General features: G+C 61.4%; 24 protein-coding genes. 16 read left to right on the top strand and 8 right to left on the bottom strand.

Translation table 11 applies throughout. The features are described 5' to 3' along the window. The 3 genes from AC72UB_RS15260 to AC72UB_RS15250 are packed head-to-tail and all read right to left on the bottom strand — an operon-like array spanning position 1 to position 845. On the bottom strand, positions 1–171 hold the full coding sequence (locus AC72UB_RS15260; RefSeq protein WP_463289231.1) for a hypothetical protein: 171 nt from the start codon (positions 169–171) through the stop codon (positions 1–3). Between the two features lie 9 nt (positions 172–180). Next, a complete protein-coding gene (locus AC72UB_RS15255) occupies positions 181–561 on the bottom strand; it encodes a hypothetical protein (protein WP_505190517.1) in 381 nt (126 codons plus the stop codon). A 2-nt stretch (positions 562–563) separates the two neighbouring features. Beyond that, positions 564–845, bottom strand: coding sequence for a hypothetical protein (locus AC72UB_RS15250; protein WP_463289233.1), 282 nt, complete (start codon positions 843–845; stop codon positions 564–566). A 244-nt stretch (positions 846–1,089) separates the two neighbouring features. Between AC72UB_RS15250 and AC72UB_RS15245 the strand changes: the two genes are divergently transcribed. Genes AC72UB_RS15245 through glnT form a run of 4 tightly spaced genes read left to right on the top strand, consistent with a single transcriptional unit; the run spans position 1,090 to position 5,371 of the window. After that, positions 1,090–1,986 (top strand): class II glutamine amidotransferase, encoded by an 897-nt coding sequence (locus AC72UB_RS15245; protein WP_463289234.1) that lies wholly within the window; start codon positions 1,090–1,092, stop codon positions 1,984–1,986. Between the two features lie 4 nt (positions 1,987–1,990). Further along, positions 1,991–2,680: a GltB/FmdC/FwdC-like GXGXG domain-containing protein gene (locus AC72UB_RS15240; protein ID WP_463289235.1), complete on the top strand. Its 690-nt coding sequence runs from the start codon at positions 1,991–1,993 to the stop codon at positions 2,678–2,680. A 9-nt stretch (positions 2,681–2,689) separates the two neighbouring features. After that, on the top strand, positions 2,690–4,018 hold the full coding sequence (locus AC72UB_RS15235) for an FMN-binding glutamate synthase family protein (protein ID WP_505190516.1): 1,329 nt from the start codon (positions 2,690–2,692) through the stop codon (positions 4,016–4,018). A gap of 45 nt (positions 4,019–4,063) precedes the next feature. After that, on the top strand, positions 4,064–5,371 hold the full coding sequence (gene glnT / locus AC72UB_RS15230) for a type III glutamate--ammonia ligase (RefSeq protein WP_463289237.1): 1,308 nt from the start codon (positions 4,064–4,066) through the stop codon (positions 5,369–5,371). Positions 5,372–5,434: 63 nt separating this feature from the next. On the opposite strand, the gene AC72UB_RS15225 is transcribed toward glnT, so the two are convergent. Further along, positions 5,435–5,797, bottom strand: coding sequence for a cupin domain-containing protein (locus AC72UB_RS15225; protein WP_505190515.1), 363 nt, complete (start codon positions 5,795–5,797; stop codon positions 5,435–5,437). A gap of 120 nt (positions 5,798–5,917) precedes the next feature. Between AC72UB_RS15225 and AC72UB_RS15220 the strand changes: the two genes are divergently transcribed. From AC72UB_RS15220 to AC72UB_RS15185, 8 genes are all read left to right on the top strand, one after another. After that, on the top strand, positions 5,918–6,331 hold the full coding sequence (locus AC72UB_RS15220; protein WP_463289239.1) for a universal stress protein: 414 nt from the start codon (positions 5,918–5,920) through the stop codon (positions 6,329–6,331). A 168-nt stretch (positions 6,332–6,499) separates the two neighbouring features. Next, positions 6,500–7,843, top strand: coding sequence for a trimethylamine monooxygenase (locus tag AC72UB_RS15215; protein WP_505190514.1), 1,344 nt, complete (start codon positions 6,500–6,502; stop codon positions 7,841–7,843). A 345-nt stretch (positions 7,844–8,188) separates the two neighbouring features. Next, complete coding sequence (locus tag AC72UB_RS15210) at positions 8,189–9,952, top strand: trimethylamine N-oxide permease (protein WP_505190513.1); 1,764 nt, start codon at positions 8,189–8,191, stop codon at positions 9,950–9,952. Positions 9,953–10,111: 159 nt separating this feature from the next. Further along, a complete protein-coding gene (locus tag AC72UB_RS15205) occupies positions 10,112–11,251 on the top strand; it encodes an aminomethyl transferase family protein (protein WP_505190512.1) in 1,140 nt (379 codons plus the stop codon). A 91-nt stretch (positions 11,252–11,342) separates the two neighbouring features. Continuing rightward, positions 11,343–11,960 (top strand): dimethylamine monooxygenase subunit DmmA family protein, encoded by a 618-nt coding sequence (locus tag AC72UB_RS15200; protein WP_463289243.1) that lies wholly within the window; start codon positions 11,343–11,345, stop codon positions 11,958–11,960. Beyond that, the gene (locus tag AC72UB_RS15195) at positions 11,957–12,919 is read left to right on the top strand and encodes a PDR/VanB family oxidoreductase (RefSeq protein ID WP_505190511.1); all 963 of its coding nucleotides are present in this window, start codon (positions 11,957–11,959) and stop codon (positions 12,917–12,919) included. Before AC72UB_RS15200 ends, AC72UB_RS15195 begins: the two co-directional genes overlap by 4 nt. A gap of 9 nt (positions 12,920–12,928) precedes the next feature. Continuing rightward, complete coding sequence (locus tag AC72UB_RS15190) at positions 12,929–13,996, top strand: heme-dependent oxidative N-demethylase family protein (protein WP_505190510.1); 1,068 nt, start codon at positions 12,929–12,931, stop codon at positions 13,994–13,996. A gap of 49 nt (positions 13,997–14,045) precedes the next feature. After that, a complete protein-coding gene (locus AC72UB_RS15185; protein WP_505190509.1) occupies positions 14,046–15,008 on the top strand; it encodes a GlxA family transcriptional regulator in 963 nt (320 codons plus the stop codon). A gap of 23 nt (positions 15,009–15,031) precedes the next feature. On the opposite strand, the gene AC72UB_RS15180 is transcribed toward AC72UB_RS15185, so the two are convergent. Next, positions 15,032–15,889 carry an EamA family transporter gene (locus AC72UB_RS15180; protein WP_505190508.1) on the bottom strand — a complete coding sequence of 286 codons (858 nt, stop codon included), beginning with the start codon at positions 15,887–15,889 and terminating at the stop codon, positions 15,032–15,034. 105 nt (positions 15,890–15,994) lie between these two features. Between AC72UB_RS15180 and AC72UB_RS15175 the strand changes: the two genes are divergently transcribed. The 4 genes from AC72UB_RS15175 to AC72UB_RS15160 all read left to right on the top strand — a co-directional run bounded on the left by AC72UB_RS15175 (position 15,995) and on the right by AC72UB_RS15160 (position 21,008). Continuing rightward, the gene (locus AC72UB_RS15175) at positions 15,995–18,373 is read left to right on the top strand and encodes a trimethylamine N-oxide demethylase (RefSeq protein WP_505190507.1); all 2,379 of its coding nucleotides are present in this window, start codon (positions 15,995–15,997) and stop codon (positions 18,371–18,373) included. 121 nt (positions 18,374–18,494) lie between these two features. Beyond that, positions 18,495–18,878 (top strand): group II truncated hemoglobin, encoded by a 384-nt coding sequence (locus AC72UB_RS15170; RefSeq protein WP_505190506.1) that lies wholly within the window; start codon positions 18,495–18,497, stop codon positions 18,876–18,878. A 49-nt stretch (positions 18,879–18,927) separates the two neighbouring features. After that, entirely contained in the window at positions 18,928–20,247 is a 1,320-nt protein-coding gene (locus AC72UB_RS15165; RefSeq protein ID WP_505190505.1) for an aspartate aminotransferase family protein, read from the top strand. Continuing rightward, entirely contained in the window at positions 20,244–21,008 is a 765-nt protein-coding gene (locus AC72UB_RS15160) for a pyrroline-5-carboxylate reductase dimerization domain-containing protein (protein WP_505190504.1), read from the top strand. The genes AC72UB_RS15165 and AC72UB_RS15160 overlap by 4 nt, the downstream gene beginning before the upstream one ends. On the opposite strand, the gene AC72UB_RS15155 is transcribed toward AC72UB_RS15160, so the two are convergent. Genes AC72UB_RS15155 through AC72UB_RS15145 form a run of 3 tightly spaced genes read right to left on the bottom strand, consistent with a single transcriptional unit; the run spans position 21,005 to position 23,246 of the window. After that, positions 21,005–22,318: an MATE family efflux transporter gene (locus AC72UB_RS15155; protein ID WP_505190503.1), complete on the bottom strand. Its 1,314-nt coding sequence runs from the start codon at positions 22,316–22,318 to the stop codon at positions 21,005–21,007. The genes AC72UB_RS15160 and AC72UB_RS15155 overlap by 4 nt on opposite strands. Beyond that, the gene (locus tag AC72UB_RS15150; RefSeq protein WP_505190502.1) at positions 22,315–22,812 is read right to left on the bottom strand and encodes a PaaI family thioesterase; all 498 of its coding nucleotides are present in this window, start codon (positions 22,810–22,812) and stop codon (positions 22,315–22,317) included. Before AC72UB_RS15150 ends, AC72UB_RS15155 begins: the two co-directional genes overlap by 4 nt. Beyond that, positions 22,809–23,246 carry a PaaI family thioesterase gene (locus AC72UB_RS15145; protein ID WP_505190501.1) on the bottom strand — a complete coding sequence of 146 codons (438 nt, stop codon included), beginning with the start codon at positions 23,244–23,246 and terminating at the stop codon, positions 22,809–22,811. Before AC72UB_RS15145 ends, AC72UB_RS15150 begins: the two co-directional genes overlap by 4 nt. Between the last annotated feature and the right edge of the window lie 36 nt (positions 23,247–23,282).

Raw genomic sequence — 23,282 nt, 5'->3', positions numbered from 1 at the left:
TCAGCCCTTGTGGGATTCTTCGGTCATGGCCTCAAGCTCGCCTTCGCGCGAGGAGGTCAGGACATCTTCGGAATAGGTGCTGTCGGTCTTGAACCAGTCCATCACCATGAGAAGGCCGAACAAGGCCGAAAGGCCCCAGGCCGCGTATTCGATATAGTTCCAGGTTTCCATCGCAGCCCCCTATTTCTCGCCAAATTTCTCGGAGATGACCTCGCGGTACTCCGCTTCGGAAAACTTCAGCATCAGGGCGTAATAGGCGACGATCACCAAGATCATGACGATCAGCGCCCCACCGGTGAAGCTGTAGTCAAAGCGCGCAAGGATCAGGTCATGCGCGCTTTCGGGGGTATAGCCGAGGGCCTCGTATTGTGCGGCTTGGGCGGCGTTCTGGCCAAGGGCTTCCCATGTGGGGTTTTCCACCGGGGTGGCGACGGATTTTGCCGCGCCCGCCATGCCCAGCCACAAGGGCACAAAAAGCGCGCCCACGGTCAGCGCGACCAGCACGATCACGTCGATCATCTGGCTGATCTTGCTTTGGATTGGCGGTGTGTAATGTGCCATTTTCAGCGCCCCTTTGCTTCGTCAAGGAACTTGATATCGAGGCCGTACATAAAGTCGCGGTCCTCACGATAGTGGCGCAGCATGGCCAGAATGGCGGCCGTGTTGAACAGAAGAATCACCGCCCCGGCACAAAGCAGCACGGTGCGGGCGGCGCCCGAAGGGGCGAGGCCCCAAGTGGCAAGTGCAACAAAGATCACTGAGAACCACAGTCCGATCACAAACGCCCATGCCACAGTGACATCGCGTTTGTGCATCGCCTCAATCCGTTGATTTAGGTCTGACACGCTTCCCTCCCTTAGGCCCTTTTGCATTGCCGAATTTGGCTGGGCCCCGACACCGTTTCGCTGTCCGGCAAATTTGTTTTCTGAAGGGAAAGCCGCGTGTGACAATCTGTCAAGCAAAACCTGCCCAAACTTTAGGCGATCTGAATAATTTTTCCCGACAAGGAAAAAAAGTTTCTTCACAGTTGATAGGTGGAATCTTCGGTGCTAGCGTCATCGTCAAGCAAATCAAAAAGGAGGCGAATCCATGTGCGGAATCGTTGGGTTGTTCTTAAAGGACCCAAAGCTTGAGCCCCAGTTGGGGGCCATGCTGACAGACATGCTCATCACCATGACCGACCGCGGGCCGGACTCTGCCGGCATCGCGATTTACTCCTCGGCGGGTAAGGGGTTGGGTAAGCTGACCGTGCAGTCGGCGCATCCTGAAAAGGATTTCAAGGATCTCGACGGCGATCTGAAAGAGGCCATTGGCGCGCCGGTGGCGATGCTGGTGAAATCGACCCACGCTGTTCTGGAGATTCCGCTGGGCCAGCTTGAGGCGGCACGGTCTGCCGTCGCGCATCTGCGGCCGGGGATCAAGGTGATGTCCTCAGGCGAGAATATCGAGATTTTCAAAGAGGTTGGCCTGCCCAAGGATGTGGCATCTCGCTTTGAAGTCGCCAAGATGGGCGGCACCCATGGCATCGGGCACACCCGCATGGCGACCGAATCGGCCGTGACCACGATGGGCGCGCACCCGTTCTCGACCGGGTCGGACCAGTGCCTTGTGCACAACGGCAGCCTGTCGAACCACAACGGCGTGCGGCGCGAGCTGAAGCGTCTGGGCATGACGTTTGAAACCGAAAACGACACCGAGGTCGGCGCGGCCTTCATCAGCCACAAGCTGCAAAGCGGCGAGACGCTGGGCAATGCACTTGAGGCGACTCTGACCGATCTGGACGGGTTCTTCACCTTTGTCGTTGGCACCCACAACGGCTTTGGCGTGGTGCGCGATCCCATCGCCTGCAAACCCGCCGTTATGGCCGAAACCGATCAATACGTTGCCTTCGGCAGCGAATACCGCGCGCTGGTCAACCTGCCGGGCATCGAAGACGCCCGCGTTTGGGAGCCCGAGCCCGCCACTGTTTACTTTTGGGAGCGTTGAGAGAATGCAGACTTTCGATCTTGGTAAAGAGGGCCTGCGCGCGCTGAACTCGTCCCTGCACGCGCTGAAAGGCCAGACCAACATGACCTCGTGGGAGGTGATCAACCCCAAGGGCGCGCATGCGATCGCCGCCGGGGTTGATGCGCCGGTGGACATCACCGTGCGCGGCTCCACGGGCTATTACTGCGCGGGCATGAACAAGCAGGCCACGATCCGCATCAAGGGATCGGCCGGGCCGGGTGTTGCGGAAAACATGATGTCGGGCACCGTCATCATTGACGGCAATGCCAGCCAGTATGCCGGGGCCACCGGTCGCGGTGGGCTTTTGGTCGTCAAAGGCAATGCCTCGTCGCGCTGTGGTGTGTCGATGAAGGGCATCGACATCGTCGTGCACGGCTCTATCGGCCACATGTCTGCCTTCATGGCGCAATCGGGCAACCTTGTTGTCTTGGGCGACGCTGGCGAAGCACTGGGCGACAGCCTTTACGAGGCGCGTCTCTTTGTGCGCGGCTCGGTCAAATCGCTGGGCGCGGATTGCATCGAAAAAGAGATGCGTCCCGAACATATCGCCCTTCTGGCCGACCTTCTGAAGCGTGGCGAAGCCGATGGCAAAGCCAAGCCCGAAGAGTTCAAGCGCTATGGCTCTGCCCGCAAACTTTATAACTTCAACATCGACAATGCGTCGGCCTACTGAGGCGAGAGAATGACCGAATTCCCCAAAACACCGCCCCGTTTCTCGGCCACCTTCACCCCGGCGATCAACGCGGAAATCCGCCGGGCTGCGGCCTCGGGCATCTATGACATTCGTGGCGGCGGCACCAAGCGCCACCTGCCGCACTTCGATGACCTGCTGTTCCTTGGCGCGTCGATCTCGCGCTATCCGTTGGAAGGCTACCGCGAGAAATGCGCAACCGACGTCTGGTTGGGCACCCGCTTTGCGAAAAAGCCGATCCATCTGGACATTCCGATCACCATCGCGGGCATGAGCTTTGGCGCCCTGTCGGGCCCGGCGAAAGAAGCGCTGGGCCGTGGGGCCACGGCGGCTGGCACTTCGACCACCACCGGTGACGGCGGCATGACCGAAGAAGAGCGCGGCCATTCCAAAACGCTGGTCTATCAATACCTTCCCAGCCGTTACGGCATGAACCCCGACGACCTGCGCCGTGCAGACGCCATCGAAGTGGTTGTGGGCCAAGGCGCCAAGCCCGGCGGCGGCGGCATGCTGCTTGGTCAGAAAATCTCGGACCGGGTTGCCAATATGCGCAACCTGCCCAAGGGGATTGACCAGCGTTCGGCCTGCCGTCACCCTGACTGGACTGGCCCGGATGATCTGGAAATCAAGATCATGGAAATCCGCGAGATCACCGATTGGGAAAAGCCGATCTACGTCAAAGTAGGTGGCGCGCGTCCCTATTACGACACTGCACTGGCTGTGAAGGCCGGCGCGGATGTGGTAGTTTTGGACGGCATGCAGGGCGGTACCGCCGCCACGCAGGATGTGTTCATTGAACACGTCGGCATGCCCATTCTGGCCTGTATCCCGCAAGCGGTGAAGGCGCTGCAAGACCTTGGTATGCACCGCAAGGTGCAGCTGATCGTCTCGGGCGGTATCCGCACCGGGGCCGATGTGGCCAAGGCCATGGCACTGGGCGCAGATGCGGTTGCCATCGGCACTGCTGCGCTGATCGCGCTGGGCGACAACGATCCGAAGTGGGAAGACGAATACCAAAAGCTCGGCACCACAGCGGACGCCTATGACGACTGGCACGAAGGCCGCGACCCGGCGGGCATCACCACCCAAGACCCCGAACTGTCCAAGCGGTTCGATCCGGTTCTGGGCGGGCGTCGCCTGAAGAACTACCTCAAGGTGATGACGCTGGAAGCGCAGACCATCGCGCGGGCCTGCGGCAAGAACCACCTGCACAATCTGGAACCGGAAGACCTGTGCTCGCTGACCATCGAGGCGGCGGCCATGGCGGGTGTCCCGCTGGCAGGCACCAACTGGATCCCTGGGCGGAATGGCGGCTTCTAAGCCGCCCCCCCTTAACAAAACATAAAGACGACAGGGAGTTTTAACATGGCGAAAGACCTTGCCAAATGGGCCAAGGATAAAGGCGTCAAGTATTTCATGGTGTCCTATACCGATCTGTTCGGTGGTCAGCGTGCGAAACTGGTGCCGGCTCAGGCGATCAATGACATGGCGGTGGACGGGGCTGGCTTTGCCGGTTTTGCAACCTGGCTGGATCTGACCCCGGCGCATCCTGACATGATGGCGGTGCCCGATCCTGAATCGGCCATCCAACTGCCGTGGAAGCGCGAAGTTGCATGGCTGGCTTCCAACTGCGTGATGGAAGAAAAGCCCTTGGCACAGGCCCCGCGCAACGTGTTGCGCCGCCTGATCGATGAGGCGGCCAAGGACGGTCTGCGGGTGAAAACCGGGGTGGAGCCCGAGTTCTTCCTCTTGACCCCCGAAGGCGACAAGGTCGCTGACCCCTACGACAACGCTGAAAAGCCCTGCTACGATCAGCAAGCCATGATGCGTCAGTATGACTGCATCGCCGAGGTCTGCGATTACATGCTGGAACTGGGCTGGGAGGCCTACCAGAACGACCACGAGGACGCGACTGGCCAGTACGAGATGAACTGGAAGTATGACGACGTTCTGCAGACCGCCGACAAGCACAGCTTCTTCAAGTTCATGATGAAGTCGGTCGCTGAAAAGCACGGCCTGCGCGCCACCTTCATGCCCAAGCCCTTCAAGGGCCTCACCGGGTCGGGCTGCCACGCCCATATCTCGGTCTGGTCCTTGGATGGCAAGACCAACGCTTTCGCCGACAAGTCGAAAGAACTGGGCTTGTCCGATCAGGGCCGCCACTTCCTCGGCGGGATTATGAAGCACGCCTCGGCCTTGGCCGCGATCTGCAACCCGACGGTCAACAGCTACAAGCGCATCAACGCACCGCGCACCTCTTCGGGGGCCACTTGGGCGCCGAACACGGTGACTTGGACCGGCAACAACCGCACCCACATGGTGCGCGTCCCCGGTCCGGGACGGTTTGAACTCCGTCTGCCCGATGGTGCAGCGAACCCCTATCTGATGCAGGCGGTCATTCTGGCGGCTGGTCTGGACGGGGTGCGCTCAAAGGCCGATCCGGGGCGTCGCTATGACATCGATATGTACCAGATGGGCCATACGGTGAAGAACGCGCCGAAACTGCCGCTGAACCTTTTGGACGCGCTGCGTGAATACGACAAGGACAAGACGCTCAAATCCATGATGGGCGATGAGTTCTCGTCGGCCTTCCTGAAGCTTAAGCACAAGGAATGGAACAGCTACGCGTCGCATTTCTCCAAGTGGGAAACCGAAAACACGCTAGATATCTAAGCCCAACCCCTGTGGCTTACCGCTGGGCCCCGGATTTATCCGGGGCCTTTTTTATTGCGTGTCTCAGCCGACCGGGAATTCCGGCCCTGCGATGTGCACGGCCAGAAGGCAGCCGTTCGGGGTATAGGAATTGTGTTCCGTGCCATCGCGGTAGAACACCAGATCACCCGCCTTCAGGATGGTGCCATCGCTTTCGTGCAACTCACCGTCCAGGATCAGGAACTGCTCATGCCCGTTGTGGCGGTGCCCCATTGTCGTCATGCCGGCGGGCATGCGGTAGACGTGAAAACCGGTGCCAAGCTCGATCCCGTCATCCAGTTGCAAGATGCTGTCACCCAAAGCGGTGCCGTCCGGATAAACAAAGGGCTTGAAGGCGGCCGAGTGGATATTGGCGATCTTGCGGTCGGCGGGGGCGATGGGTTTCATGGCAGGTTTCCTTGGGAATTTTGGCGATGGAGACGGGATTCTTGACGCAAGTCAAGGCGCGGGGCGACGGGTCATGGTGTGGTGGCTCCCATATGGACCATGATCGAAGGGAATATCGCCATGAGCAAGAAAATTCTCTGCCCTACAGATGGCAGTGACCATGCCGCGGTGGGGTTGGCGCAGGCTATTGAACTGGCCAAGCAATCCGGCGCACCGCTGACGGTTTGCGTGGTGAACATCGCCCATGGCGGCGCGCGGGGTCCGACCATCAACCATTGGGAACCCGCAGATGTGGCCGCGCTGATGGCAGCGGCCGAGGTCACGTGCAAGACCGCCGGTCTGGCCGATGTCGGCACGGTTGAGGTGGTCGCCCGCGAAGCGGCCCCGGCCATCATCGCCTATGCCGAGCAGAACGGCTATGACCATATTGTCATGGGCACTGGCGACAAGCGCGGGGTCAAGCGGCTGGTTCTGGGTTCCGTCGCGGCCGAGGTTTCCGGGCAAGCGCCGTGCACGGTCACCGTGGCACGCTGAAAATTCCGGCGAATGCTGAAAAAAACTGCCCGTGGCCCAGTGCCTTACGGGCGGTTTTGATGTTTCACTGCAGGAATAAGATTTGACACTGGCGCAACTCAGATTCTAGCATGCCGCCCAAGGCAGCGCGCGTAACCATCTGCCAGAATCGAACAGCCGGAGGTGTCCATGAAAAAAAGAGTAGCCGTCATTGGTGCGGGGCCGTCAGGGCTTGCGCAGCTGCGCGCGTTCCAGTCCGCTCAGGCCAAAGGGGCTGAGATTCCCGAGGTTGTCTGCTTTGAAAAGCAGTCCAACTGGGGCGGTCTGTGGAACTATACGTGGCGCACCGGGCTTGATGAGCATGGCGAGCCGGTGCATGGCTCGATGTACCGCTATCTGTGGTCGAACGGCCCGAAAGAGGGCCTCGAATTCGCCGACTATTCCTTTGAGGAGCATTTCGGCAAGCAGATCGCCAGCTATCCGCCGCGTGCGGTGCTGTTCGACTATATCGAAGGCCGGGTGAAGAAGGCCGGGGTTCGCGACTGGATCCGCTTCTCAACCACCATTCGGATGGTCAAGTATAACAAGGAAAAGGGCAATTTCACCGTCACCGTGCATGACCTGAAAAAGGACAGCATGTATGACGAGGAGTTCGACCATGTGGTCGTCGCATCCGGCCATTTCAGCACGCCGAACGTGCCGGAATACCCCGGCTTCGACAAATTCAACGGCCGCGTCCTGCACGCCCACGACTTCCGCGATGCGCGTGAATTCACCGGCAAGAACCTCTTGCTGCTGGGCTCAAGCTACTCGGCCGAGGATATCGGCTCGCAGTGCTGGAAATACGGCGCCAAGTCGATCACCGTGGCTTACCGCAACGCGCCGATGGGCTTTGACTGGCCCGACAACTGGGCCGAAGTGCCCGCGCTCGAGCGGATGGATGAGGACACCGCCTATTTCAAGGACGGCACCTCGAAGAAGATCGACGCGGTCATTCTGTGCACCGGCTACAAGCACCACTTCCCCTACCTGCCCGACGATCTGCGCCTGAAAACCGCAAACCGTTTGGCGGCCGCCGACCTGTATAAGGGCGTCGCTTACGTGCATAACCCCAAGCTCTTCTACATCGGCATGCAGGACCAGTGGTTCACCTTCAACATGTTCGACGCCCAAGCTTGGTGGGTGCGCGATGCGATCATGGGGCGGATTGCGATTCCGGCGGACAAGGCCGTGTTGCAAAAGGACGTGGTTGACCGGGTGGCAGGCGAAGATGCGGGCCAAGATGCCCATGACGCCATCCACTATCAGGGCGACTATGTGAAAGAACTGATCGCGGAAACCGACTACCCATCCTTCGACGTGGACGGTGCCTGTGAGGCCTTCTTTGAATGGAAGGACCACAAGAAAGCGGGCATCATGAACTTCCGCAACCACGCCTATAAGTCGGTCATCACCGGCACCATGGCCCCGGTTCACCACACGCCGTGGAAAGATGCGCTGGAAGATTCGATGGAAAGCTACCTCAAGAACTGATCCGCTTGCAGTCTCGAAACAGGCCCTCGGCGCAACGCCGGGGGCCTTTTTTGTTGCAAATTCAGGCAACTCGCCCGCGGTTGTGGCGGCCTGCCCGAATCACAGGAAACATTTTTTCGCAAAAATGAAATTTTACTCGCCTTAAAGGCGGTCACGTGCTTTTCTTGCGACAACGGGACGCAGGCATGTGAGATGCCCGTGCCCGTCCGACGGAAACGCGGGAACAAGGAGACAAGACTTTCTCGCAGCGCCAAGGCGCGGCTTGAATGCTTGAAAATCAACGTGCGGAGGGGAGGGGCTGAGGCCCCGCCATACATCCGCCGGGTTCAACAGGAGAAAAGGGACATGACGACGGAAACAGGTTCGGGCCAAATGGTCCGGGCGCTAAGCTGGAAGGGCGCCTTTTGGGTTGCGGCAGGTGTGCCGCCCTTGGTGCTGTTCTCAATCGGCGGCATCGCAGGAACCACGGGCAAGCTGGCCTTCGCGGTCTGGATGATCTCGATGGTGATGGGCTTTTTGCAAAGCTTCACCTACGCCGAAATGGCCGGGATGTTCCGCAACAAGTCGGGCGGGACCTCAGTCTACGGCGCAACCGCATGGCTGCGCTATTCCAAGCTGATCGCCCCCCTCTCGGTGTGGTGCAACTGGTTTGCATGGTCGCCCGTGCTGTCGCTCGGCTGCGCCATTGCTGCCGGTTACATTCTGAACGCGCTCTTCCCGATCCCCTTGGCCGAAAGCCAGCAGGTGGTTGACTGGGTCGCGGCGAATATCGCCAGCTACACCGCTGAAACCCAGTCGGTGATCGATTATATGGCCGCCAACGCCGGTGTGGCGGCTGCGGACGCCATCAACGCTGTGGCCGCCGCCGATGGCGTGGCCGCGCTGACCCCGTGGTTCCGCACGTTCGAAGCCTATGCCCTGCCCATCCCGGGCCTTGGCACCTTGCACTTCAACTCGACCTTCCTGATCGGCGTTGTGCTGATGCTGGTCATCATGACCATCCAGCATCGCGGTGTCGCCTCGACCGCCAATACCCAGAAATGGCTGGGGATCATCGTTCTGGTGCCCTTGCTGCTGGTTGGCCTTGTGCCGATCTTTACCGGCGCCATCGACACCATGAACGTCACCAACCTCTTGCCCCCCACCGCCGCCTATTCGGGCGTGGATGGCGAATGGAACATCGGTGGCTGGACGCTGTTCTTGGGCGGCCTTTATATCGCTGCTTGGTCGACCTACGGCTTTGAAACCGCCGTGTGCTACACCGCCGAACTGAAAGACCCCAAGCGCGACACGTTCCGCGCGATCTTCTACTCGGGCCTTCTCTGCGCCGTGTTCTTCTTCCTGATCCCCTTCTCGTTCCAAGGTGTCTTGGGCCAAGAGGGCATGTTGGCCGCTGGCATCGTTGATGGCACCGGCGTGGGCGAAGCCCTTGGCAACATGATCGGTGGCGGGCCGGTGGTCACCCAGATCTTCGTGATCTTGATGATCATGGCGCTGTTCATGGCCATCATGACCGCGCTCGCCGGGTCGTCGCGCACCCTCTATCAGGGTTCGAAAGACGGCTGGCTGCCGAAGTATCTGTCCACCGTCGACGAAAAGGGCGTGCCCTCTAGGGCGATGTGGACCGACTTTGCCTTTAACGTGGTTCTCTTGGCGCTGGCCTCGGACGTGGGTGGCTTCTTCTACGTTCTGGCCATCTCGAACGTCGGCTACATCCTGTTCAACTTCTTGAACCTGAACGCCGGCTGGATCCACCGCATCGATTCGGCGCATATCGAACGTCCTTGGAAGGCACCGACCGTGCTGATCGGCATTAACACGGTGCTGGCCTTCGTGAACGCGCTGATCCTTGGCGCGGGTGCCAAGGTCTGGGGCTATGAGAATGCGCTGTGGTCGGGGCTGATCATGGCATCGTTCATCATCCCAGTGTTCTGGTATCGCCATTACCTGCAAGATGGCGGCAAGTTCCCGAAAGAGACCTATGAGGATCTTGGGCTTGCCGAGGGCGATATGGGGGTCCGTAAGGCCGGAATGCTGCCCTATCTGGCCCTTGTGGCCGGGGCCGCAGTGGTGCTTTGGGCCAACTGGTTCTTCGTGCTGCCCGCCTAAGAGCGCGCATCAGGCATAATCTGGAAAGGGGCTGCGCGAGCGGCCCCTTTTTCTTGAAGAATGTTTTCTCAGAAGAAAATAAATTGCACTTCATTATTGATTTTCGTCGCGAACACTAACAGACTTGGCGAAAATAAACGAACTTCAGGGAGACTGCAGATGACCAATTCATGGCGCTTTTCAACGCTGGGTGACCGCCACCGTGCTCTTGGCTCGAATCTGGAAGACTGGTCGGGCATGGGCACGGCCTGGTCTTATGAAAAGGGTGATCCGGATGCCGAATACATGGCGATCCGCACCAAAGCGGGCCTCATGGATGTCTCTGGCCTGAAAAAGGTGCATATCACCGGCCATGCGGCGGCCCATGTCATTGAACGCGCCACCACGCGGAACATGGACAAGCTGATGCCGGGCCGCGCGGTTTACGCCTGCATGCTGAACGACGCGGGCAAGTTCGTGGATGACTGCGTGATCTACCGCATGGGGCCGGACAGCTTCATGGTCGTCCATGGCTCGGGCCAAGGGCATGAGCAGCTGACCATGGCCGCCACCGGGCGCGATGTGTCGGTGCGCTTTGACGACAACCTGCACGATTTGTCGCTGCAAGGGCCGCTGGCGGTGGACTATCTGGAAAAGCACATTCCGGGCATCCGCAACCTCGCCTATTTCAGCCACATGGGCGCAAGCCTCTTTGGCAAGCCGATCACCATCAGCCGCACCGGATACACTGGTGAGCGCGGCTATGAGATCTTCTGCCGTGGCCAAGACGCACCGATGATCTGGGACCGCATTTTGGAGGAAGGTGCCGCGATGGGCATCATCCCCTGCCGCTTTACCACGCTGGATATGCTGCGCACCGAATCGTATCTCTTGTTCTTCCCCTTCGACAATTCGGAAATGTACCCGTTCGAAAACGAAGGCCCCGGCGACACGCTGTGGGAACTGGGCCTTGATTTCACCGTCTCGCCCGGCAAGGTCGGCTTCCGCGGTGCGGAAGAGCATTACCGTCTGAAAGGCAAAGAGCGGTTCAAGATTTCCGGCATGATGCTGGAAGGCAAGAACGTGCCGGGCAACGGCGCCCCGGTGTTCAAAGGCGGCGCGCAGGTCGGCGTCGTGACCCAGGCGATGTATTCGCCCTTGCATGACTGGACCGTGGCCATCGCCCGCCTGCCGGTGGCCGATGCCAACAACGGCACCGCGCTGGAAGTGCGTTGTGGCACCCATGGCCCGATCAAGGGCAAGTCTGCCTCCTTGCCCTTCTACGACATCGACAAGAAGCGTCGGTCTGTTCAGGGCTAAGACTGAACCACCCCGCCGGGCGCTTGTCCCGGCTTCGGAAGCCTCCGGCGGGGATATTTAGGAACAGATGAATGGGCAAAGTGCGGACGAGATGACAAAGACCGAGTTTCCCCCCTCGATGATAAGCCGCCCGGTTTATGGCGTGCTGGAACCGCGCGCGGGGGCCTTTCACCTGATCGTGGCCGATGGCGAAGGGGCCGAAGCGGTGGCCGAGATGGTCACCAAGGCTGCCGATCCGGCTGCAATGCTGGCCAAAAGCCATATTCTCTATACTGCAGGCCCGAACGGCACCGATCAGTGGGACAAGATCGAGGCTTTGGGCGCCAAGCAGGCCCAAAAGGCCGCCTCGATCCCAACGCTTTTGTTCCGGCTTGCCCGCGTGTTGCAAGACGCCCCGATGGGCGCGCAAGTTTACCTGACCGGGACAGAAGGCCTGATGGGGCAGGCCGAGCGCGATGTGATGGCCTTGGGCTTTCCCCATGTCGACATTCAAAAGGAACATCGCGGATCCACCGTGCGGCGCGTGCAATGCGTGCATTGCAAGGGCATCACCGAGAATGTGAAAACCGATCCGTTCCAATGCAGCCATTGCGGGTTGCACCTCTTTGTGCGCGACCATTATTCGCGCAGGCTTGCGGCCTTTCAGGGCGTGAACATTGATGCGGAAGACAAGGGGCAGATCCCCCCGGCGGTGGAGCGGTTCAAATGAGCGGTGGCGCAAAACTGAATGTCCGCGTGGCCGAGGTGGTCAAGGTTAACGACCTCATCACCCGTTTCCGCTTTGTCGCTCGCGATGGCGGCGAACTGCCCGCCTTTTCGGGCGGCGCGCATACTGTGGTGGAAATGGACGACCACGGCACGCGGCGGCTGAACCCCTATTCGCTGATGTCTGACCCCGAGGATCGGTCGGGCTACGAAATTTCCGTGCGCCGCGATGACGCGGGGCGGGGTGGTTCCTTGTTCATGCACCACCATGTCAAACCCGGCATGGAGATGGTGCTGTCGCACCCGATGAACCTGTTTCCTTTGGACAACCGGGCGCGCAAACATCTGTTCTTTGCAGGTGGCATCGGGATCACGCCATTTCTGGCGATGATGCACCAGCTTTCCCGCTTTGGCGGCAAGTTTGAACTCCACTATGCCGCCCGCAATCCGGCCCTTTGCGCCTATGGCGATGAGCTGAAGGCGGCGCATGGCGACCGCGTGAACCTTTACTTCGACGAAATGGGCCAGCAGATGCCCTTGGCCGATATTCTGGCGCGGCAACCGATTGGCACGCATCTGTACTGCTGTGGGCCAAAAGGGATGCTGAACTGGGTGCGCGCCACGGCGGCTGCGGCGGGCATGCCCGAACATGCCGTGCATTTCGAGGAATTCACCGCGCCCGGCACCGGCGACCGCTTTGAGGTGCAGTTGGCCGCCTCGGGCAAGACCATTTCCGTCGGCCCGACCCAATCGCTCTTGGAGGCGATGGAAGCCGCCGGGGTCGATGCGCCTTATCTCTGCCGTGGCGGGGCCTGTGGCCAGTGCGAAACCAACGTCATCCACTGCGATGGCCACATTGACCACCGCGATCATTGGCTGTCGCCCGACGAAATGGCCAGCAACACCAAAATCATGCCCTGCGTCAGCCGCTTCACCGGCAAGGCGCTGGTGATCGACCGATAGGAGCGACCGATGAGCCTTGATTTCAAATACGGCTTTGATGACTTCTTCCGCGATGAGACCTATTGCGACGACTTCACCTATCGCAACTCGCCCGCTGGAATTCGGCGCTTTCCGTTCCCGTTTGACCGCGACGATTACATGTATTCGGTCAACATGGAGCCGCATGTTCCGGGGCGCAAAGGGTCAGTCTTTGAGCACACCTTCGATGTGGATGAGCATTACCTCAGCGAGATGCGCGACCGTGCGCGGGTGCTGGCCAAGGACCCGCTGCGCTGCCAGTCCTTGCCGCATATGACGCTAGCGGGATGGGATCTTCTGGAACTCATCATGGAAACCAAGGCGCGGGACTATCCGCAGTGGTTTTCGCTGACCAAGGACGGCAACCGCTGGCACTGGATCAACCGCCCCTTGGGCATTGACCAGAAGTTCACCTTCCTCGACGAATCCACCCTGCCTTATGGCCCGATGGAATACATCAGCCGCCAGACCCAAGGTGACTTCACCTTGCAGGACGAACGCGAAGGCACGCTCTGGGTTGATGCGGGCATGGTGACGACACAGGCCGACTGGTCGTTGGATTTCAACATCGGCATGAACTTCCACGAATGGCATGCCCCGGTGCCTTTGGCCCATGAAAAGGGTATCTTTGACCGGGCGTTGAAATTCCTTTTGAAGCTTCAGCACGGGGCACCTGTGCGGCGCTATAACTGGACGATGACGGCCAATCCTTTGCTGGACACCGCACCCGAGACTTATCCTGAATGGGGCTATATGCGCACCCAGCTAAATCAGGAGAACATGGGCCATATGATGCACCTGCGGGTGGAATTGCAGACGCTCTATCGCCTGCCGCGCTCGAACGCGATCTGCTTCGACATCCGCGCCTATCTGGGCAAGTTCGAAGAGCTGGTCACCGTGCCGAAATGGGGCCGCCGCCTGCACCGGGTGGTGCGCGATCTGCACCCGGATCTCGCGGCCTACAAGGGCTTTATCCGCAACCGCGATGCCATGGCTCAGTGGCTGTCGCAGTATGACGATGGCCAGCCCACCTCACCCGGCTGGTGGCCCGAAGACTGACAGGAGACCGGATATGCCAAGCGAAGGCCCCCTGCGTTTGGGATTCCTGATGTTTCCGGGCTTCCCCATGGCCTGCCTGACCGGGGCGATTGAGCCTTTGCGGGCGGCCAATGAGATCATGGGGCGGCGCGAGTTTGAATGGCGGCTGGTGGCCGAAACCCACGCGCCGGTGCGGTCTTCGGCCGAGGTGCGGTTTGAACCTGACGTCACCTTGGCAGATCTGGCGGGCGTGGATCATCTTTATCTGATCTCCCCCCCGACCGCCGAATTCGTCGATCCACGCCAAAGCCCCGCCCGCTTGCGCTGGCTGGAGCGGACAGGACTGACCTTGGGCGCGTTTTCCGGCGGGATTTTCCCGCTGGCGCGCGCGGGGCTGATGGAGGGCCGCGGCTGTTCGGTTCATTGGTGCTATGAGGCCGCCTTCAAGGCCGAATTCCCCGATGTGAAGGCGTCCGAGGCGGTGATCCTGCGCGACAAGCGGCGCATCACGGCCTCGGGCGCGGGCGCGGTGTTTGATCTGATGCTGCGCCTGATCGAGGAACGTCTCGGCCGCCAATGCATGACCGAGGTGGCCTGCTGGTTCCAGCACCCATTTGTCCGGGATGAAGATGCCAGCCAAAAGGTCCCCGTGGCGCGCACCGCCTCCACCGCGGACCGCCTGACGCCACCCATCCGTGAGGCGATCCGGCTCTTTGAAACCCATGTCGAAGACCCCTTGCGCATTCCCGATGTCGCGGCGGCGGTGTCGATGTCGGGGCGGCATTTTGAGCGGCTGTTCAAACGCGAAACCGGGCAAAGCCCCTTGCGCTATTACCGCCATTTGCGGCTGGCCAAGGCGCGGCAGCGGGTGCTCTATTCCAACGATCCCTTGCGTGAGATTGCGGCGGCGGTGGGTTACCTCACACCGGCACCGATGGCGCGGCACTATCAAGAATTGTTCGGCGTCAGCCCCAAGGATGAACGGCGTCTGGCCTCGGGCCTCAGCCGCGCTGTGCCTGTGGCGGCGGAATAGCCGCGCCACGCTTTGACCGCGCCTCAGCCTTGCGAGGACAGCGCCGCAATCCCGGCAAAGACGGTGACAATCCCCAGCCATTGCGCGGGCAGGACGGCTTCCTTCAGGATCTTCCACGCCAGAAGGATCGTCAGCACGCCAAACAGCGATGAGCTGATCGCGGCATATTCCGGGTTGGGCAGACGGCCAGAGATCGTGACAAGGCTGATCGCGATGGCATCTAAGACCCCCATCACCGCCAGACTGCGCCCCGTGCCCTTTGGCGCGCGCCAAGGTGCCCGCGCGGCCAGCACAATCGCAAAGACCGCCGCCAGCGCCACCAGACGCGTCACCGCGATCGAGGCCATTTCATCACCCTGACGCGCGCCTTCCTGCGCCAGCCAGAAGGTTGTGGCAAAGCCCACGGTTCCTGCCACCGACCACAGCATCGCCTCACCCATCCGCGTGCTGTGATCCGCGCCCTCTTCGGCACGTCCGGCCAGCGCCACGATGGCAATCCCGCCGACAATCGCCAGAACCGCCGCCAGTTCGATCCCCGACACTGCCTTGCCCCCGATGGCGGCAAACCCCAGCGAGATCATCGGGAAAGACCCCAGAATCGGCGCGACGATCCGCACCGGGGCCAGACTGAAGGCGCGGTAAAGCCCGCCCATGCCCAGAACATAAGCCAGCCCGGCGGCGGCCGAAAACCCATAAGCAGGCCCTGTCATCATCTGCCATTCGGCGATCAGCGCCGTCGGCAGCACCAAAGCCACCGTTCCTGCCGCCAAAACCGCCAGCATCATCGGCAGGATCGGCGCTTCTTGCCCAATCTTGCGCACCAAAAGGTCATGCACCGCCCAAGCGCAGGCCGCTGTCAGGCCGCAGATCAATGCGAGCATTTTGTGTCCTTCCGCAAAGGTCGTGCTTGTGCCAAGCTTGGCCCGTTGTTATTCTTGTGAATGAACAAGTTTTAACTCCATTAAAACTTACTGCAAGGGACACCGATGCTCGACACCCCCTATCCCAGCATCATTCCGGGGCCGCCGCGCCCCTCGCGCATCCTGACACCGCGCGATCTGGAACGCCACCATGGACGTGAACGCCACCTGATTCCCGGTGGTGGGGCCTTGATGCTCCGCCTTGGGGCAGGGGACCGCCTGACCGTGGTGAATGATGAAGGCGGGCAGATCGCGGAACTGGTCGCCACAACGGTCGAGGGCCGGATTGATGCGGCCATTCTGGGGCAGGCGTCAAATTCGGGGGCCGAGGGGCTGAAGGCGATGCTCGCCTTGGGCGATGCGGCGGGCGAAGGGCTGGCCGCCTTGCGCCGTGGCATCGCGACAAAGGGCATTGATTTGGCCCGCGCCGGGGCCTTGCGCCTTTTCGCGCCGGATACCCAACCGGGCGCGCGGGCTGACCTGACCGCGCTGGATGATGGCTGGCTGATCCTTGCCGCCCCCGGCCTGCCGATGGCACCGGACGCGCAAGACACCGCCACGCCGCTGACCCTGCACCTGCAACGCGCCAAACTTCGCGAGATTGGCAAGTTTGACTTGCCTGATCCTTTGGCCGACCCGGTGCTTGATCTGCGGGTGAAATCCGCGACCGCCGAGTCGTATTTCGTCAAAGCAGGCGACTACATCCAGATCATCGACGTCGAAGGCCGCCAGTGCACCGACTTCCAGTGCTTTGACGCCCGCAAACTCGACAAGGGCATCCAGCACGCGCTGGATGTCACCACCTCGCGCACGCTGATGGGCCATGCTTATTCCATGCCGGGCCTGCACTCGAAATACTACGATCAAGAGTGGGTCCCGCTGGTCGAGGTGGTGCAAGACACCGTTGGCCGCCATGATGCTTTTGCCATGGCCTGCGCATCGAAATACTATGACGACATCGGTTATCCCGGCCACGCCAACTGCTCGGACAACTTCAACGGCGCTTTGGCACCGCACGGGGTCGATGGCCGTCCAGGCTGGATGGCCGTGAACCTCTTTTTCAACACCAACATCGACGCCCATGGCGTGCTGATCTCGGACGAACCGTGGTCGCGCCCGGGTGATTATGTGCTGATGCGGGCGCTGACCGATATCGTCTGCGTCAACTCCGCCTGCCCAGATGACACCTCTCCCGCAAACGGCTGGTATCTGTCGGACATCCATGTCCGCACCTATTCGGGTGCCGAGAAATTCAGCCGTTCCATCGCCTATCGCCCCACGCCGGAGTCAGAGCCGAAGATGACCAAGGAAACCGCCTTCCACGCGCCCATTTCGGCCAAGACCCGCAGCCTTGTGGAATACAGGGGCTATTGGCTGGCCAACCACTTTTCCTCCAACGGCGCGATTGAGGAGTATTGGGCCTGCCGTCAGGCCGCCGTGGTCTTGGACCTGTCGCCCTTGCGCAAGTTTGAAGTGACCGGCCCGGATGCCGAGGCACTGATGCAATGGTGCATGACGCGCGACATGAAGAAACTGTCGGTGGGTCAGGTGGTCTATTCCGCCATGTGCTATGAGCACGGCGGGATGATCGACGACGGCACGGTGTTCCGTCTGGGCAAGGATCAATTCCGCTGGATCGGCGGCGATGACTATTCCGGCGTCTGGCTGCGCGAGCAGGCGGAAAAGCTTGGGCTCAAGGTGATGGTGCGCTCCTCGACCGACCAGATGCACAATCTGGCCGTTCAGGGCCCGAACTCGCGCGAGATCATGAAGCGCATGATCTGGACCGCGCCCCATCAGCCGACCATCGAAGAACTCGGCTGGTTCCGCCTGACCGTGGGCCGCCTTGGTGGCCCAACCGGCGCACCGGTGGTGGTGTCGCGTACGGGCTACACGGGTGAGCTTGGCTTTGAAATCTTCTGCCACCCCAAGGATGGCCACGCGGTCTATGATGCCGTCTGGGCCAATGGCGGCGATCTGGGGTTGAAGCCCATGGGCCTTGCCGCCCTTGATATGGTGCGGATCGAGGCCGGGCTGATCTTTGCGGGCTATGATTTCTCCGACCAGACCGACCCGTTCGAAGCGGGCATCGGGTTCACTGTGCCCTTGAAAACCAAGACCGATGATTTCATCGGGCGCGAGGCCCTGATCCGGCGCAAAGAGAACCCCTTGCACAAGTTCGTGGGTCTGGACATCGACGCCAATGTCGATGTCGGCCACGGCGACTGCCTGCATATCGGCCGCGCGCAGGTGGGGGTGGTGACATCCTCCATGCGCTCGCCGCTTTTGGGCAAGAACATCGCCCTTGCGCGGGTGGATCTGGCGCATTCGGCAGTGGGCACCGCGCTTGAGGTCGGCAAGCTTGACGGTCAGCAAAAGCGGCTTCCGGCGGTGATCGTGCCCTTGTCGCATTACGACCCGAAGAAAACCCGCCCGCAAAGCTGACCCTGCCCGCAGGGCACGGAATTTGCGCAAATTCCGGCTCGGAGCCTGGACAGGCTCCGGTCCGATTTCTGCTAAGAAATCGGGTTCTTGGGGCCGCTGTCGGGATAGAAGGGAGGGTAAGATGGATCCGATGATCGACCGCATGGGCGGCGAAGACACGGTGCACCTCTTGGTGGATCATTTCTATGACCTCATCGAAACCCTGCCGCAGGGCCGCGCGATCATGGAGATGCATCTGAAAGGCCATGGCCTGTCCCATGTCCGCCCGGCGCAGTTCGAATTCCTCTGCGGCTTCTTTGGCGGGCGGCGCTATTACCACGAACGCCACGGCCATATGTCCTTGCGCGAGATCCACGCCCATGTGGAAATCCGAGCCACTGACGCCGAAGATTGGCTGGCCGTGATGGACCGCGCCATGGGCGATGTGGGCGTGGATGCCGCGATCCGCGATCAATTGAACAGCACCTTCCGCCGCGCCGCGTTGATGCTGGTGAATACGCCCTAATTGCCCCTCTGCGGGCTTTCTCCTAGGGTCAGGCCAACGGAGGACAACCATGTCAAACACATCCCAATCCCTGTTCGAACGCGGCATGAAAGTGCTGGTCGAAGGCGTCTCATCCGCCTCACGCGGGCCGGCCACCTTTGGCGGCGCACCGCGTTACATGAGCCATGGCGCAGGGGCGCGGCTTTATGATGTGGACGGGCGCGAATACATTGACTGGATGATGGCCTTTGGCGCGCTGCCCTTGGGCCATGCCCACCCTAAGGTGGTGGAAACCATCACGCGCGAAGTGGCGCGCGGCACCCATTTTGCGACCGCCTTGGAGGTTGAGGTGGAGGTGGCCGAAATGCTGGTCGCCCTTCTGCCCCATGTCGACAAGGTGCGCTTTGCCAACACCGGGACCGAGGCGGCTATGGCCGCTTTCCGCCTTGCGCGCGGCCACACTGGGCGGCGCAAGATCATCAAGTTTGAAGGCCATTATCACGGCTGGTGGGATTCGGTTTTGGTCAACACCAACCCCCTGCCGCCCACCATGCTCGGCCACCCGAATGACCCGATCCGCATCCCCGACAGTTCCGGCATCCCCGAAGAGGCGTGGAAAGACACCATCGTCGTGCGCTGGAACGATGTTGAGGCGCTGGAACGCGCCATGGCGCTGCACGGGCGCGAGGCGGCTTGCGTGGTCACCGAAGGGGTGATGTCGAACATGGGGGTGATCCCGCCAAAGCCGGGATACCTCAACCGCATGCAAGAGCTTTGCCACCAATACGGCGCACTCTTCTACCTTGACGAAACTGTCACGGGCTTCCGCCTTGCCGCCGGAGGCGCGGCTGAAATCTACGGGCTGACCCCCGATATTGTCACCTATGGCAAGGCGCTGGGTGGTGGTCTACCCATGGCGATGATCGGCGGGCGGGCCGAGATCATGGCGGGCCTCGAATGGGGCAAGGTGCTGCACTACGGCACCCACAATGCGGGCCGTCTGTCGCTGCATCTGACCAAGGTCATGCTGGAAACCATGCTGGCCGACAATCAGGCCGGTTTTGCGAAGATCAAGGATCTGGGCCTGAAAATGGCCGCAGAAGTGCGCCGCGTCGCCAAGGCGTCAAACCGCCATGGCATTGTGGTGCAGGGCGTGAATTCGATGTTCCAGATCTTTTTCACGCACCAAGAGGAAATCACCGATTTCCGTGATTTCTGCACCCATGTCGACCGCACCAAGTTCCGCGATTTTGCTCTGCGCTTGATGGACAAGGGAATTTACATGAACCCCTCGGCCACGCTGCATTCCTTATCCTCCATCGTGCATACCGAGGCCGATATTGCCGCCACCGCCCGCGCCATGGCCGAAGTGCTGGAAGAAATGCCATGAAGATCGGTGTTTTGGGCGTCGGCAATCTGGCCGCCTATCTGGTGCAGGGCGCGCAACAGGGCGGGCATCAGTTTGTCTTGTCCCCGCGCGGAGCGTCCAAAGCCGCTGATCTCGCGGCGCGGTTCGGCTGCACCGTCGCGGCCAGCAATCAGGCGCTGGTGGATTCTTGCGACCACATCCTCGTCTGCCTGCCCGCCGCCGACGGGCTGGCCATCCTGCGCGGCCTCAGCTTCCGCGCCGGACAAGAGGTTTGCTCGGCCATGGCCGGGGCGTCTTTGGAGGACATGCGCGCCGCCATTGGCCCTGCCACGGCCACGCTCTCCATGATGCCCGGCTATGCAAATGCCTTTTCGGCGGGGCCAACCTTCCTTTACCCGGCCAATCCGCTTTGGGCCGCCTTCTTTGCCTCTTGCGGCCCGGTGCATCAAATGCCCGATGCCCGCAGCTTTGAAACCGCCGCCGTCTTTGGCGGCATGTCGGGGGCGAGCGTGTTCCTCATGCGCCATCTGGCCGCGTGGTATCAGGCCGAGGGGCTGGATCCCGCCACCGCCCGCCGTCTGGTGGCCGAAACCCTGCGCGGCAATGCCGAGGTCTTGTTGCAATCGGATGAGCCGCTCGATGCCATCTGCAAAGGCGTCACCACGCCGGGCGGCATCACTGAACAGCTTCTCTCTGATCTCGGCCAAGACGGCGCTTTGGACGCATGGCACCGCGCCATGACCCGCGTTTTGCACCGCATGGCCCCCGCGCGAAAGGGCTAACCCGCCTCCGCCCGTGCCAGCACCTTTGGATAGGCCGCACGCATCGTGATCCCACGCGTGATGTTCAGCACCATCAGCGCCGCCCAAAGCCCGTGATTGCCCATCGTCGGGATCAACACCACCAAAGCCACCGCATAGACCGCGACCGAAATCATCATCGCCCGCAGCATCTCGCGGGTTTGCAGCGCCCCAATGAAGATGCCGTCATAAATCCAACTGGCCACACCGATCAGCGGCGCGGCGACCAGCCACCACAGATACCAGCGCGCCTCAATCCGCACATCGGGTGCCGTGGTCATCAGATCAATGATCAGCCCCCCCGTCAGCGCGAAGCACAGCGCCATCACCGCCGCCCCGCCAAAGCCCCATTGCATGCAAATGCGCGAGGCGCGCCGCACCTCGCCCGCCGCCCGCGCGCCCACGGCTTGTCCCACCAGCGTTTCGGCCGAAATGGCAAACCCGTCCAGCGCATAGGCGGTGATTTCCAGAAACTGCAGCAGAACCTGATTGGCGGCCAAAGTCACATCGCCAAAGCGGGCCCCCAGAAAGACAAAGCTGGTAAAAGACAGCTGCAACAAAATTGTGCGGCCCATGATGTCGCGGCTGGCGGTGAACATACGCGCCACGGCCACCTGGTTGCCAAGCCGCGCGACCCCCGCGCGCAGCACCGCAGGCGTCAGCGCATCACGCGCCAGCCACAAGGCCAGCATCAGCCCGGTTACCTCGGCAATCAGGGTGGCAACAGCAACACCCTCAATCCCCCAGCCAAGGCCCAGCACGAACCACAGGTCCAAAACGATGTTCAGCCCGTTTTGCCACAGTTGCAGCACCAAGACACCTTTGGTGCGCTCCACCCCGATCAGCCAGCCTGTCAGCGCGTAAAGCGCAATGGTGGCGGGCGCGCCCCAGATGCGGATGGCGAGATAGGTCCGCGCCAGCCCCTCCACCTCGGCACTCGCCGGGGCGGCGGCAAAGGCGGCCCAGAACAAAAACCCCTGCAACAGGATCAAGCCCAGCCCGGCCACGCCCGCAACCAAAAGCGCGCGCAAAAGAACGGCCGAGCGTTCCGGCAGATCCCCCGCCCCTTCGGCCTGCGCGGCAAGGCCTGATGTGGACATGCGCAAGAACCCAAAGGCCCAGTACAGCGTCGCCAGAATGACCGCGCCCATGCCCACCGCGCCCAAAGGGGCGGCTTGCCCCAACTGTCCGATCACCGCCGTATCCACCGCCCCCAACAGGGGCACGGTGGCATTGGACAACACCACTGGCACCGCAATACGGGCCACGCGGGCATGCGTGATTTCGCTCATCCCTCCGTCTCCGGCATCAGGAAATGCACCACGGCACTGGCAAAGGGTTTGTCGGGGCTTTCCTGCCACGCCTCGGCATGCACCGAGGCATAGCGCCGCCCCGACCGGTTGACACGGGCGCGCGCAAAGCAATCGCGCGCTTGGCCCGCACGCAGGTAATCAACCGTGAAATCAATGGTTTTCGGCAGGGGCGGCAAATGGCCCGCCGCCACAGCCTCAGGGCCAAGCCGACCGGCGGACAAATCCTCCCACAGGCTCGACCAGCCCAGTTCGATGATCGCGGCCACCTCCAGAAAGGCCGCCGTCACCCCGCCATGCAGGGCGGGCAGCATCGGATTGCCGATCAGCATCGGCTGGAACGGCAGATGGGCGGTGATCTGATCGCCCTCACGGTCAAAGCGGATACCCAGAAAGCGGATATAGGGCACCGCGCCCACCAGCCAGTTCAGCGCATGATCGCGGTCGGTGATCTCAGCGTCGCTTGGGCGGTTCATGGTTTTTTCCTTGGCCGGTCCACGGAAAACGCCCCGGTCCCCATGGCGACAGGGCGGCTCTCGTCCTCATCCGTGGCGGTCACGCGGACAAAGGCCACCGACCGGGTCACATGGTGACATTCCGCCCGCGCGGTGATGGCTTGTCCGGGCGTGCCGGGGCGGAAATAGTCGATCCGCAAATCCAGCGTGGCCGTGCTGACCGGCGCCTCCGGGTGGCACATCACCGAGGCCCCACTCGCCGTGTCCATCAGCGCCGAGATCGCCCCCCCATGCAAAACCCCGGTCGCCGGATCGCCCACCAGCCGCGCATCGTAAGGCATGATGATGACGGCCCGGCCATTCATGACTTCTTCCAGCCGCAGGTTCAGCGCGGCGGCATGGGGCAAAGCCTCGATAAAGGCGCGCGCCACCTTCAGCGCCCGATCATCTTGCATCATCTTGCCCTTGCCCAGCCTCTGGCCGACTTAAGC

It is taken from the genome of Allotabrizicola aquatica (SeqCode) (genome assembly GCF_965194375.1).
In the GTDB taxonomy this organism is placed as follows: domain Bacteria; phylum Pseudomonadota; class Alphaproteobacteria; order Rhodobacterales; family Rhodobacteraceae; genus Tabrizicola_A; species Tabrizicola_A aquatica.
Note: the sequence above shows the minus strand (reverse complement) of the source record. Positions and strands in the feature narration are given on the sequence as shown.

Coding starts and splice junctions, on each gene's coding strand:
- AC72UB_RS15260 (WP_463289231.1), bottom strand. CDS start 171: ATGGAAACCTGGAACTATATCGAATACGCGGCCTGGGGCCTTTCGGCC.
- AC72UB_RS15255 (WP_505190517.1), bottom strand. CDS start 561: ATGGCACATTACACACCGCCAATCCAAAGCAAGATCAGCCAGATGATC.
- AC72UB_RS15245 (WP_463289234.1), top strand. CDS start 1,090: ATGTGCGGAATCGTTGGGTTGTTCTTAAAGGACCCAAAGCTTGAGCCC.
- AC72UB_RS15240 (WP_463289235.1), top strand. CDS start 1,991: ATGCAGACTTTCGATCTTGGTAAAGAGGGCCTGCGCGCGCTGAACTCG.
- AC72UB_RS15235 (WP_505190516.1), top strand. CDS start 2,690: ATGACCGAATTCCCCAAAACACCGCCCCGTTTCTCGGCCACCTTCACC.
- glnT (WP_463289237.1), top strand. CDS start 4,064: ATGGCGAAAGACCTTGCCAAATGGGCCAAGGATAAAGGCGTCAAGTAT.
- AC72UB_RS15225 (WP_505190515.1), bottom strand. CDS start 5,797: ATGAAACCCATCGCCCCCGCCGACCGCAAGATCGCCAATATCCACTCG.
- AC72UB_RS15220 (WP_463289239.1), top strand. CDS start 5,918: ATGAGCAAGAAAATTCTCTGCCCTACAGATGGCAGTGACCATGCCGCG.
- AC72UB_RS15215 (WP_505190514.1), top strand. CDS start 6,500: ATGAAAAAAAGAGTAGCCGTCATTGGTGCGGGGCCGTCAGGGCTTGCG.
- AC72UB_RS15210 (WP_505190513.1), top strand. CDS start 8,189: ATGACGACGGAAACAGGTTCGGGCCAAATGGTCCGGGCGCTAAGCTGG.
- AC72UB_RS15205 (WP_505190512.1), top strand. CDS start 10,112: ATGACCAATTCATGGCGCTTTTCAACGCTGGGTGACCGCCACCGTGCT.
- AC72UB_RS15200 (WP_463289243.1), top strand. CDS start 11,343: ATGACAAAGACCGAGTTTCCCCCCTCGATGATAAGCCGCCCGGTTTAT.
- AC72UB_RS15195 (WP_505190511.1), top strand. CDS start 11,957: ATGAGCGGTGGCGCAAAACTGAATGTCCGCGTGGCCGAGGTGGTCAAG.
- AC72UB_RS15190 (WP_505190510.1), top strand. CDS start 12,929: ATGAGCCTTGATTTCAAATACGGCTTTGATGACTTCTTCCGCGATGAG.
- AC72UB_RS15185 (WP_505190509.1), top strand. CDS start 14,046: ATGTTTCCGGGCTTCCCCATGGCCTGCCTGACCGGGGCGATTGAGCCT.
- AC72UB_RS15180 (WP_505190508.1), bottom strand. CDS start 15,889: ATGCTCGCATTGATCTGCGGCCTGACAGCGGCCTGCGCTTGGGCGGTG.
- AC72UB_RS15175 (WP_505190507.1), top strand. CDS start 15,995: ATGCTCGACACCCCCTATCCCAGCATCATTCCGGGGCCGCCGCGCCCC.
- AC72UB_RS15170 (WP_505190506.1), top strand. CDS start 18,495: ATGGATCCGATGATCGACCGCATGGGCGGCGAAGACACGGTGCACCTC.
- AC72UB_RS15165 (WP_505190505.1), top strand. CDS start 18,928: ATGTCAAACACATCCCAATCCCTGTTCGAACGCGGCATGAAAGTGCTG.
- AC72UB_RS15160 (WP_505190504.1), top strand. CDS start 20,244: ATGAAGATCGGTGTTTTGGGCGTCGGCAATCTGGCCGCCTATCTGGTG.
- AC72UB_RS15155 (WP_505190503.1), bottom strand. CDS start 22,318: ATGAGCGAAATCACGCATGCCCGCGTGGCCCGTATTGCGGTGCCAGTG.
- AC72UB_RS15150 (WP_505190502.1), bottom strand. CDS start 22,812: ATGAACCGCCCAAGCGACGCTGAGATCACCGACCGCGATCATGCGCTG.
- AC72UB_RS15145 (WP_505190501.1), bottom strand. CDS start 23,246: ATGCAAGATGATCGGGCGCTGAAGGTGGCGCGCGCCTTTATCGAGGCT.